This window comes from Pseudomonas sp. Pseusp11, assembly GCF_047304405.1.
In the GTDB taxonomy this organism is placed as follows: Bacteria; Pseudomonadota; Gammaproteobacteria; order Pseudomonadales; family Pseudomonadaceae; genus Aquipseudomonas.
This window is the reverse complement of the sequence record NZ_JBGLZF010000003.1, coordinates 96073-108792: the sequence shown is the minus strand read 5'-3', so window position 1 is coordinate 108792 and position 12720 is coordinate 96073. Positions and strand designations below refer to the sequence as shown.

General features: G+C 58.3%; 5 protein-coding genes. 4 read left to right on the top strand and 1 reads right to left on the bottom strand.

Annotation, left to right across the window (positions count from 1 at the left end; genetic code table 11):
* Positions 1 to 228: 228 nt before the first annotated feature.
* Entirely contained in the window at positions 229 to 1353 is a 1125-nt protein-coding gene (locus ACCC96_RS03255; RefSeq protein ID WP_413694989.1) for an OpgC family protein, read from the top strand.
* Positions 1354 to 1565: 212 nt separating this feature from the next.
* On the opposite strand, the gene ACCC96_RS03250 is transcribed toward ACCC96_RS03255, so the two are convergent.
* Complete coding sequence (locus tag ACCC96_RS03250; protein ID WP_204124696.1) at positions 1566 to 2987, bottom strand: amino acid permease; 1422 nt, start codon at positions 2985 to 2987, stop codon at positions 1566 to 1568.
* A gap of 616 nt (positions 2988 to 3603) precedes the next feature.
* Between ACCC96_RS03250 and ACCC96_RS03245 the strand changes: the two genes are divergently transcribed.
* From ACCC96_RS03245 to ACCC96_RS03235, 3 genes are all read left to right on the top strand, one after another.
* Positions 3604 to 4062, top strand: coding sequence for an REP-associated tyrosine transposase (locus ACCC96_RS03245; RefSeq protein ID WP_258672486.1), 459 nt, complete (start codon positions 3604 to 3606; stop codon positions 4060 to 4062).
* A gap of 301 nt (positions 4063 to 4363) precedes the next feature.
* Positions 4364 to 7474 (top strand): transglycosylase domain-containing protein, encoded by a 3111-nt coding sequence (locus ACCC96_RS03240; RefSeq protein WP_413694988.1) that lies wholly within the window; start codon positions 4364 to 4366, stop codon positions 7472 to 7474.
* Positions 7475 to 7869: 395 nt separating this feature from the next.
* Positions 7870 to 12687: an NEL-type E3 ubiquitin ligase domain-containing protein gene (locus tag ACCC96_RS03235; RefSeq protein ID WP_413694987.1), complete on the top strand. Its 4818-nt coding sequence runs from the start codon at positions 7870 to 7872 to the stop codon at positions 12685 to 12687.
* The last annotated feature ends 33 nt before the right edge of the window (positions 12688 to 12720 follow it).

Below are 12720 nucleotides of genomic sequence, written 5' to 3'. Positions count from 1 at the left end.
AATGCCGTTCAATTAAGGGAGTCTTGAGTCAGAGAAACCTGTGGCGAGGGAGCTTGCTCCCGCTTGAGTGCGTAGCACTCACAAAAATCGGCAATGGCCGTCAGATTTTTGGGGCCGCTACGCAGCCCAGCGTCGGAACGCCGCCCGGAGCAAACTCGCTCGCCACAAAGGTAGGCATAAGTGAGAGTGCATTTAAGTGAACAGCATTGCGTTCAAGAGCCCGCCTTCATGACGTCTGGACGGGATCACCGAATCGACTTTTTCCGCGGCCTGGCCCTGATCTTTATCTTCTGGGACCACGTGCCGCAGAACCCGCTCGCGCAGTTCACGGTGCGTAACTTCGGCTTCAGCGATGCGGCGGAGATTTTCGTGTTCCTGGCCGGTTACGCGGCCGTGCTGGCCTACGGCAAGATCGCCCGACGCGACGGGCTCATGGTCGCCACGGTGAAAATCCTGCGACGCGCCTGGGTGCTTTATGTAGTGCACATCTTTTTGCTGGCGCTACTGATGGGCATCGTGTTTTTCGCCAACAGCCACGTGGAAACCCGCGATCTGGTGCAGGAAATGGGTTTGCAGTATTTCCTGAGCAATCCGCAGCAGGCGTTGATGGACGAGTTGCTGCTGCGCTTCAAGCCGAACCTGATGGACCCGTTGCCGCTGTACATTCTGTTGCTGCTCGGCCTGCCGCTGGTACTGCCGATGTTGCTGCGCAAGGCTGAATACGTGGTGGGGCTGTCGGTGGTGTTGTACCTGCTGGCGCCATGGCTGCAGTGGAACCTGGCGGGCACCGACGGGGGCGTGTGGTTTTTCAATCCAATGGCCTGGCAGTTGCTGTTTATTCTCGGGGGCGCGGCGGCGATTCACCGGCAAAGGCCTCGGGCGCCGCAACCTCGACCGCTGACTCGACAGCCGGTTTTCATCGCGGCTCTGGCCTATCTGCTGATGACCGGGCTGATCGCGCTGTCGTGGAAATGGCCGACCGTGCATGACGCGTTCATGCCCCAATGGCTCGGCGAATGGCTCTATCCGATCAGCAAGACCAACCTCTCACCGGCGCGTCTGCTGCACTTCCTCGCCCTCGCCTACGTCACCGCCAGGTTGTTGCCGGACACGGGCTGGACGCAACACTGGCTGGCACGACAAAGCTGTCGCATGGGCCGATATTCTCTGGAGGTGTTCTGTTTTGGTGTGTTGCTGGCGCCGTTGGCGGACATGCTCAATGCCTTGGGTGGGAACGTATTGGCGATGCAGCTATTCAGCGCGATGTTGGGGGTCGGGTTGATGGCGTTGCTGGGGGGTTGGCTGGATTTCAATAAGCGGTTGAACACGCCGACTCAAGTCGCCGTCGTCTGACATTGAGACAAGCCAGCCTTTGTGGCGAGGGAGCTTGCTCCCGCTCGGCTGCGCAGCAGTCGTAATCCGGTACGTGCAATCGGTTTGAGCGGTGATTTTAGGGCCGCTACGCGCCCCAGCGCGAGCAAGCTCGCTCGCCACAGGAATCGCGCCAACCAATAAAAAGCCCCGATCATGCAGACCGGGGCTTGTGTATGGCTGGCGTTACAGGTTCAAGACGCCGAACGCACCGCGCCTTGCGCCACATTGGTCGGCTGCAACTTGAACATGTAGAACAACACCGTCAGCAGTACCAGGAACGCCGGGCCCACATACAGCGCCACTCGGGTGTCCGGGAAGTACGCCATCAGGCCGACCACCAGCACCAGGAAGGCCAGCGCCAGATACGAACTGATCGGGTACAGCCACATGCGGTATTTCAGGCCGGCACGTTCGCTGGCGCTCAGGCCTTTGCGGAACTTGAGCTGGGCCAGCAGGATCATCACCCAGGTCCAGATCGCGCCGAAGGTTGCTATCGCGGTAACCCAGACGAAAACCTTCTCAGGCACCATGTAGTTGAGCAGCACGCCCAGCAACAACGCGCCGATCGACAACAGCAACGCACGACGGGGCACACCGCCGTTCGAGGTTTTGGCGAAACCGGCCGGGGCCTGGCCGTTCTGCGCCAGGCTGTAGAGCATGCGCCCGGTGCTGAAGATGCCGCCGTTGCAGGACGACAACGCCGCGGTGATCACCACGAAGTTGATGATGCCGGCGGCGGTCTTGATGCCCAGACGCTCGAAGGTCATCACGAACGGGCTGCCCTGGGTGCCGATGGCGTTCCATGGGTAGATCGACAGAATCACGAACAAGGCGCCGACGTAGAACAGCAGAATCCGCCAGAACACCGAGCCGATCGCATTGGGGATGGTCTTCTGCGGGTTCTTCGCTTCACCGGCGGTCAGGCCGATCATCTCGACGCCGAGGTAGGCGAACATCACCATTTGCAGGGACATCAACACGCCTTGCACGCCATTGGGCATGAAGCCGCCGTGGGCCCACAGATTGGAAATCCCCAGGGCGACGCCGTCGTTGCCGAAGCCGAACGCGATCACGCCGATACCGCCGACCACCATCGCAATGATGGTGACGATCTTGATCAGGGCGAACCAGAATTCGAACTCACCGAAGGCTTTCACCGCGATCAGGTTGATCGAGCCCATGCTGACCAACGCGGCAAGTGCCCAGATCCAGCGCGGCACGTCGGGGAACCAGACGCCCATGTACACCGCCACTGCGGTGATTTCCGCGACGCAGGTCACCAGCCACAGGAACCAGTAGTTCCAGCCGGTCAGAAAACCCGCCAAAGGCCCGAGGTAATCCTGGGCATAACGGCTGAACGAGCCGGCGACGGGATTATGCACGGCCATCTCGCCGAGGGCGCGCATGATCACCAGGATCGCCAGACCGCCGATGATGTAGGAGAGCATGATGGCCGGGCCGGCCATTTCGATGGCCTTGGCCGAACCCAGGAACAGGCCGACGCCGATACAGGCACCGAGTGCCATCAGGCGAATATGCCGTTCGCCCAGTTCGCGTTTAAGCGGGCCGCCCTGAGCGGTCTCGCCGTGAGGCAGGTGATTGCCGACTGGCATAGGGGTGCAACCTCGTCTTGTTATTGGATATGACCACCGAGTGTCGAAGCGCCGGCCGATAAGCCAGTGCCTGGTGAAACCGGGCCTGTCTTGTGGACAGACACGTCTTGTAGGACAAAACCTCCAAGATCAGCGGGGCGTGCAGTATAAAAAGCTAATGACAGGTGTTTTAACTATATAAAACACAATATTCAGCGATAACTAACGGGTAATTCGCGTAAAACGGAGTGGCATTACCTGTTTTATGCAGGTTTTTTCTCCACTGAAACCGCACGGAGTATTGCACAGCAATGGTGCATCGTCATGCCCCTACCTAGGCAGCATTTACCTCGTTGATGCGTCTAGCTCAACCCTTTCAGACGACCTCCCCCCTTGTGGCGAGGGAGCTTGCTCCCGCTCGACTGCGCAGCAGTCGCAAACCCGGTGAATCGTATTTATCAGACAAGTCCGGAATTGGGGCCGCTTCGCAGCCCAGCGGGAGCAAGCTCCCTCGCCACAAAAGCGCTATTCCCAATTGGATCCCGCATGGTTTTCGGAAATTTCAGTCAAGTGTTGCAGATTCAGGTTTGGAGATAGGGACTAGGGTCAAAGGGGGAACTTCAAAAGGGCGCAAGGAATGCATCCACAACCAAATTCACATCTGCTACGCCATGGACGATGTTCAGAACAGGGTCGGGCCTATCTCATCACAGCAGTTGTGCACCAACGCCGCCGAATATTCACTGATTGGCGGTTGGGACGTCTGTTAGTTGCCGAACTCAAGCGGGCCCACGACCAGAAATGGGTCAACTCAATAGCGTGGGTCGTCATGCCAGATCACTTCCATTGGTTGGTACAACTCGAACAACACTCCCTGGCGCAACTCATGCAAGCCACCAAATCTCGCAGCACACTCTCCATCAACCGAGCGTCAAACAATGAAGGGGCTTTTTGGCAAAGCGGCTACCACGACCGGGCAATCCGCGATGGAGAAGGACTCCTGCCATTCGCTCGTTACATTGTTGCCAATCCATTGCGCGCAGGGTTGGTCAATAAAATTGGCGATTACCCACTATGGGATGCCTGTTGGCTATGAACCCAGCAGCACCATAACCCTGTGGCGAGGGAGCTTGCTCCCGCTCGGCTGCGCAGCAGTCGTGAATCCTGTACATGCGGTGTGTCTGAAAAAATCCGGTGTTGGTGGTTTTTGGGACTGCTGCGCAGTCCAACGGGAGCAAGCTCCCTCGCCACAGGCAAGCGCCCTCGCCACAACAGCCCTTCTCCGTAGGTATTCGTGCGCATCTGATATTTGGTTGTTCACAATTTTTTCACCAACGCCAACCACCGTCTAAGCTTCAAACAAGTCCGATCAATCTGCGTGAATGGATCAGTCGACTATGGGCGCTTTGTGGCAAACCGATTCGAGTGACACTGTGGTTCCGACTGAACGTGAGGATGAAGCGCCTTTACCTGAAAAACCCCGTCGCTCACGGCACGGCTGGGGGGCGTTCTGGTTGCTGCTGCTGATTATCCTGATTGTCCTGGGCCTGGCCGCAGCCAAGGAAATGCGCACCTCCAAATTCCAAGCCCGGGAAATCAGCAAATATGCCGCCTCGCTGAAATACGAACTGCAACCCGGCCCCAGCGACGCGATTCGCTACCCTGGCGAAGGCCCGTTCGATCAGCGTCTGGGCTACAGTTCCCTGGATGAATTTCTGCCGCGCCTGCTCAAGCGCGATTACGTGATAGCGGCGCAAACCCGCTTTTCGCCTGCGCTGATGAAGTACAGCGACAAGGGCTTTTTCATTCCCTATACCGAGAAAATCCAGGCCGGGCTGTCGATCACAGATTGCCGTGCGGCCCCGCTGTATCAGTTCAAGTATCCACAACAGCTCTATTCAAGCTTTGCCGCGATCCCGCCGGTGGTGGTCAACAGCTTGCTGTTCATCGAAAACCGCTTTCTGCTCGATCCGCACCAGCCCCTGGCCAACCCCGCCGTGGACTGGCCACGGTTCGGCATGGCGGCGTGGTCCCAGGTGGCCAAGCTGTTGCGCCTGCCCGGCCAATCGGCGGGCGGCAGTACACTGGCGACACAGCTTGAGAAATATCGACATTCGCCCGATGGCTTGACCGTGTCGGGCGCGGAAAAAATCCGCCAAATGATTTCCGCCAGCGTGCGGGCCTATCAGACGGGGCCGGAAACCCTTCAGGTACGGCAAAATGTGATTCGCGATTACCTCAACAGTGTTCCGCTGTCCGCGGTACCGGGCCACGGTGAAGTGCACGGCATGGCCGAAGGTTTGCGTGTGTGGTACGGCACCGACTTCAATAAGGCCAACGAACGGCTGGCCAGCACCGACACCGATCAGAAAAGCCTGGCTGAAAAAGGCCTGGCCCTGCGTGAAATGCTGTCGCTGATGATTGCTCAGCGCCGCCCTTCGCACTACTTGACCAAGGGCCGCGATGAATTGGCCAGTCTGACCGACAGTCATATTCGCCTGCTGTCACAAAATGGCGTGATCGATGCGCCGCTCGCGGCGGCGGCACTGGCCAGCCAAGTGACCTACCGCGACTGGCAGACCCAGCCCACCATTCAACCTATCGAAACCAACAAAGGCATCAGTGTCGCGCGCAGTCGTCTGGGCAGTTTGCTCAATCGTCCGCTGTATGACCTCGACCGCCTCGATCTTTCCGCCACCAGCACCCTGCAAGGCGAGCTGCAAACCCAGGCCACCGCGTACCTCAAGCATCTGGCCGACCCAGCCTATGCAGCGGAAATCGGCCTGATCGGCGAACGCCTGCTCACCCCCACCAGCACCACGCAGGTGCGCTACAGCTTCACCCTGTTCGAACTGACCCCGGACGGCTCGCGGGTGCGGGTGCAGACCGACAGCACCGACCAACCGTTCGACATCAATGAAGGCAGCAAGCTGGAACTGGGCTCCACCGCAAAAATGCGTGTGCTCACCACTTACCTGCAGATCATCTCCGAATTGCACGATCGCTACGCAGGCATGACCGTTGCCGAACTGAAGAAAACCGAAGTCGCCGAACAGGATCGCCTGAGCAGCTGGGCCGTCGATTACATGATTCAGAACACCGACCGCAGCCTGCCAAAAATGCTCGGTGCCGCACTGGATCGCAAATATTCCGCCAGCCCCGGCGAGGCGTTTTTCACCGGTGGCGGGTTGCACACGTTCGTTAACTTCCGCAAGGAAGACAACGGCCGCATGCCGACCCTGCGCGATGCCATTCGTGAGTCGATCAACCTGCCGTTCATCCGGCTGATGCGCGACCTGGTGCGCTACAGCACCTACGCAGGCCCCAACAGCAGCGCCGAATTGCTCAAGGACGACCGCGACCCGCGGCGTCAGGAATACCTGGCCCAGTTCGCCGACCGCGAAGGCACCGCATTCCTGTTGCGGTTCTGGAAGAAGTACCAGAACAAGGACACCCAAACCCGCCTCGAGACCTTCCTCGACAGCATGCACCCGACACCGATACGCATGGCTGCCGTGCATCGCTACCTATTCCCGCAGGCCGACCAGGAGAGCTTCAACACCTTCGTGCGCTCACACCTCAAGGGCGCCAAGCTCACGGAAAAACTCACCGACGAACGCCTCGAACGCCTGTACCTGAGTTACGGCCCGGGCAGCTACGACCTGCCGGATCAGGGCTTCATCGCCAAGGTCCACCCGCTGGATCTGTGGCTGATGGGCTACTTGCTGAACAACCCCGACGCCAAGTTCAGCCAGATCGTCAAAGCCAGCGAATTCGAACGCCAGGAGGTTTACAGCTGGCTGTTCAAAAGCCGCCACAAGGGCGCCCGTGACAGCCGCATCCGCACAATGCTGGAGATCGAGGCGTTCCTTGATATTCACCAGCGCTGGCAGAAAGTCGGCTATCCGTTCGATCACCTGGTGCCCTCGCTGGCCACCGCCATCGGCAGCTCCGGTGACCGCCCCGCTGCGCTGGCAGAGCTGATCGGCACCATCCTCAACGACGGTGTACGCCTGCCGACGCTGCGTATCGACAGCCTGCACTTCGCGGCCGGTACGCCCTATGAAACCCAACTGTTCAACAATCCGGTCGTCGGCAAACGCGTGATGCCTTCCGAGGTGGCAACCGCTATGCGCGAGGCCTTGTCGCAAGTGGTGGATGCCGGCACGGCCAAACGCGTGGCAGGCAGTTTCAAACTGGCCAACGGCACCCCGTTGGCCATGGGCGGCAAAACCGGGACCGGCGACAACCGCATCGAAGCCATCGGTCCGGGAGGCCGGATTCTGAGCTCGAAATCGATCAACCGCACCGCAACGTTCGTGTTCTATATCGGCGATAGCCATTTCGGCACCTTGACCGCCTACGTGCCGGGGCGCACGGCCGAAGCCTTCAAATTTACCTCGGCGTTGCCGGTGCAAGTGCTCAAGGGCATGGCACCGATTCTGATGCCGTACCTGCAACCGGGGAGTCATACGGGATGTCTGCCTGTTGATGTCGCACGACGCTGATCACGGGGTGGTAATTAATTATTTTCGGCATTGATAATCTCAATGCGTCGGCAAGTATCCACACGTATTCAAGAACAGTAATTCAGACTTTTACTTTGAGCCTTGGGAGTTAGGCTGGTGACTCCTATAAACATTCAAGGCTTTATAAAAACATGTCTGAAATACAAGGAAGTATATTGGGTGATTCATTGCCAGAAACTGCCGATTTAAAAGGCCGCCATTACGATTTTATCCAGAACCGGATCCACCCCATCTTCAAAAGCGCCTCTTTGCAAAGGGTTCAAGAGCTAAGCCTCACTCAAACGGCAATCGGGACATGGATAAAGACCGCCACAGACATCGATCACACCCGGTTACAAGAATCCAATATCAAACTTTGGTCCGCTCAGAACAGAGTGGACCGCATTCTTGAAGAGTTACAAAACATTTATAAGTTCGCCGAGCCGTTACTGACCGACGCGTTGTTGAAACAGTACGGTGTCGACGTTGATGTAAAGACAACCTGCCTGCATCTTTACTTACCCAAAGAGCGCCCTTGGTATGTCGTTGACCTCTCCGGCGGCGTGGTGACCCGTACGGTCTCACTGCTGGACGCTGCCTTGCACAACTTCGCGCTGACCGAAACCTGCGAATCGGGCTCGGACTTTATCAGTCAGCCCGATGCGCGCGGGCACTTCGACATTCGGCCGATCAAACGCAAAATGTCCATCGCACAGTTCCAGACCTTATGTCGCGAGTTGGACATCGGCGCCCGCTACACCCGATACCTCGAAGAACAGTTGCTGCCCAGTGACGGCCTCGCACAGGTCATGTTGAAACTCAACATCGTCAATTACGAGAAAACCGCGTTCAAAGCGGCTGCTCAACAGGCCGTGATGTCCAATGACATTGACGCCGACGCCCGCGATTTGATCCTGAAGATGCTTGATGGTCAGCGCAATCTCACCCGTAAAGGCCGGGTGATGCACTTCGCTGAATTGTCCATCATGGACAGCCCGTTGACCGGGATCGTGCTGATTACACCGGACCTGGAACGAACCCGCGATGTCGTACCGATATTTGCTTACGTCCCGCAAGACCCGGAGCATCCACTGAAAGAGTACCCGTCAACCACCGCGTTCATGAATGAGCTGACTCGCCAGCTACGCGATAACAACACCCTATCGTCTACCGGAATGACCTATCGTCAGTACTTCAGCCGGTTCGTAAACCAACCCGAGCGCGGGCATTTTTTCGGAGGGTTGGAGCAACGCCTGTTCGAGGTTAAATGGCATCAAAAGGAACCGCTGGACCAACGCCCCAGCTGGCGGGAAGAACCGGTCGACAACCCCTACCTGTACTTCAACGCCACACCGATCAGCGGTGAATTGTGGGAGTACCTCTATCAGCAAAAGCTGAACAAAATCCTCAATGATGCGCGAAACATCGCCGTGTCCACCGCCGATACCGATCGCAATGCCCGATGGGCCTGGTGGGAGAACTTCAAAAAAATTGTCTCGGACATCTTCAATGCCGCGCTGATGGTCGCCACCCCGTTCGTCCCGGGGCTGGGTGAATTGATGATGGCGTACACCGCTTACCAGATCACTACCGACGTAGTCGAATTCGTCGTGGACCTGGCGCAAGCCCGGTGGATTGAAGCCGCCGAACATATTGTCGGGGTCGTGACGGACGTCGTTCAGTTGGCCGCTTTCGCCGCCGGTGCGCAGATCGGCCAGCTCGCACGCCTCAAACTCTCACCACTGATCGAAGGCATGAAACCGGTGGAACTGCCCAACGGCCAGCAACGCCTGTGGTATCCCGACCTCAAGTCCTACGAGCAGCCGAACGTAGGGTTACCGGCCGACTCCACACCTGACGCATTGGGTTTGCATACCCACGAAGGTCAAAAGATTCTGCCGCTGGATGAAAAACAGTACGCCGTGCAAAAAGACCCGAGAACAGGCACCTATCGTGTCAAGCACCCCCATCGCGGTGAGGCCTATTTACCCGAGCTGAAACACAACGGCTACGGCGCCTGGACACATGAAGCGGAAAACCCGCGAGACTGGGACAGCCCCAGGCTGATGCGGCGTCTCGGTCACTCCGTCGACGGTTTCAACGATGCGCAACTGGAACAAATTCGTATCGCCAGCGGCACCGAAGCGGGGGCGTTACGCCGAATGTACGTCGAAAACACCGCCCCGCCTCCGTTGCTCACCGATGGCCTTGAACGCGCAGGTATTCAGCAGCAAACCGAGCAGGCTATTCATGACATTCGCTCCGGACGGCCTCTCGATCCCGCTTCTTACTGGTTCGAACCCTTGGCGACTTACCTTGAAGGCTGGCCCTCGGACAAGGCCCTGAGAGTTTACGAAAACACCGACCTGACAGGCCGGTTTCGCACTTACGGTAATGCCCAGGCAAGCGACGAACACACGCTCGGCACCAGCCTCACCCAACTCATGCAGGGGGATCTGCCCAAGCAGCTCGTCGAGTTCCTGAGCGAAGAAGAACTTCAAGTGCTGATCGGCCCAGGCGTCGCCAGGGGAGAACGGATCCAGGCTCTGCGCAATCAACTGGCTGACGAGGCAGACCGCCTCAGACCCGATATCTTCAATCAGCGCTATCAGGCCACACAAGCGAGCGCCAACCCGCAGGTTCAACAGCTGCGCGACGTGGCTCCAGAGCTGCCGACCCACGCGGCGACGGTACTGCTCAACAAGGCCGGCAGTGCTGAACTCGAACGCATGGCCCGGGACAAACGCCTGCCGCTGGACCTGAAAAACCAGGCCCGTGAAGCGGCCTTCGAAACCCGGGCCAACCACGCCTATGAAGGTTTCACCGATGCTGCCCGTTGGGTTCCAGAGACTGAGCGACTGGTGCTGAACGCGCTCAGAATTCACACCGACGCGTTCGGCGATTTGCGTATCGACGTTAGGCAAGGTTCCGACATCGGGCCCTTACGATGCAGCGTGGGTGCGGAAGACGCTTCGGTCATCCGGGTATTGATCCAGGAAGACGGGGCACGGTACGAAGTGTGGGACGCCGACAACCACAAACTGCATGAAGCCGACGACTTTTACGAATCGGTGCTCAATGCCCTGCCAGCCAGTAAACGCGTGCAACTGGGTTATCGACCGGGCCAGGGAGCCTGGTTCAGACAATGGGTGATGGTCAAAACCGAAGCACCCGCCGAGCGTCGGACCGCGCTGGCAGAACCGCCCATTCGCCTGATCGCCGACCCCGACACCCTGCTGCTGTTGCGTGGCCCGGGCTTTTCCATACAAAAGGCTACCCTGTCGGAACGGGTGCAGGACATTTACCCGCACTTGAACGAGCGCGAGGTCAGCACCTTTGTCCGATCGCTGGGCGAAGAACCTCAGGCACGCAAGACCCTCGATCGACTTGACCGCGAACTGGACGATCTTCAAGTCAAACTCAACAAATGGCGTTATCAGCAACCTGAAGCCTGGGGTCCGGATCGTAACGGGTTTGTGAATGGTGGCGGGCTGCATATTTCCGAGCGGCTCATCGCCTGCTTTCAAAGAAAATCGACGGCCTTTGGCGAGCGCAGTCCCACACTCGAAGGTGGGTATGTGCTGGACCTGTCAACAGATTTCAACACGCTTGACCTAGAGCTGTGGTGGCGTGAACTGCCTGATCTCAAGCATTACCTCGACCAGGTCAGTACGCTCAATCTGGACCGTACCCTCTTTTCCGGCAGCGCCACGGGGCTGCTGAAGGATTTCCCTCACCTTCGGCAACTGAGTGCCCGAGACTGCGGATTGGAAAAGCTGCCCGTTGCCATTGGCAACATGCATTTCCTGCGCACACTGCGCTTGATCAACAACCGGATCCGGTTGACCCGGTCGTCGGTCGAGCAATTGCGGCATTTGACGCATATGGAAACGCTCAGGCTCGATGACAACCCGCAGTTGGGTCTGCTGCCGAGCGTCGAACGGATGCCGAAACTGAAGATTCTGAGCTTGAGCAACACCGGCGCAACCGCCTGGCCTGAAGGCCTGTTCACAAGGCGCCGCCCGCGCGGATTTTATCTGGACCTGATGCAAAACCCGTTGCGCGACATCCCCTTGGTCGTTCCCGGTTCAGAGGACGCGCGCCTCGTGGCACGCACGCGACTGTTTCCGACAGACCTTTCGGACACCAACCTGATTGTCTACAAAGACTACCGACGATCAGTGGGCATCAGCCCTGAACATCCTTACTCCGCCCTTGCGGACCGGGCGATCAATCAGTGGCCCATGGCTGACGACTCGCGATGGTGGAGTGACAAGGCCGCAGGCGTGGGCATCTTCAGGGTAGAAGCCTGGCACGACCTGATGACCGAGCCACACTCCCAGGGGTTCTTCCGTTTGATCCAGAAGCAGACAGAATCCGCCGACTACCGCGCCGGTGGCGAGCGGCGCAAACAACTGAGCGACCGCGTATGGCGAATGATCGAAGCCATCGACCTGGACAAGGCATTGCGCAAGGAGCTGTTCGAGATGGCGACCGCGCCGACCACGTGCGCTGACGCCGGTGCCCAGGTATTCAACAACATGGGCATCAAAGTATTGGTCAGTGAGGCCTATGCCCAGTCGACATCCGCAGCGATCCTTGAAAGCAAGTTGGTAGCCTTGGCAAAAGGCGCCGCCCGTCTCGAACGGGTGGATGACATCGCCCGGACCGATTTCGCCAGCCGGGAAGGTGATCCTGATGAAGTCGAAGTGTTCCTCGCTTACGAGACCGGACTTGCCCAGCGTCTCGACTTACCCTGGCAGTCGCAGAGCATGCTCTACCGGCCGATTGCTGGCGTGAATGCCAAAACCCTCGATACGGCGTTCGACACCGTGATGTCGATGGAAAACGGCGATGGACTGATCAACCACATGCTCGAACAGTCGTTCTGGGAGAAATACCTGCACGACACCTATCCCGCCGAATTCAGGCGCAATGCCCGCACGTACGAACTCAGGACCGAGCTAGTGGAGGAATTGCGCGAAGCCCAACGCTCGTGGGCGAACTCCAAAGGACGGGTGATTGCCCAGAGACAAGCGCTCAGACAACGACTGCTGGGGTTGGCCCAGCAGTTGAACGTCCAGGAGGAGGTTGTGCTCACCGATAAAGAAATGACCGACGAGGTCTACGATGGATTGCTCAATGACCTTGGCTATGAAGAAAAACAGCTAGGTAGGCGTCTGACCCGGCAGGCGTTGCAAAGCGTCGGGTAGTCACCAGTGCCCTGAAGGCAAACAACGCTTTCA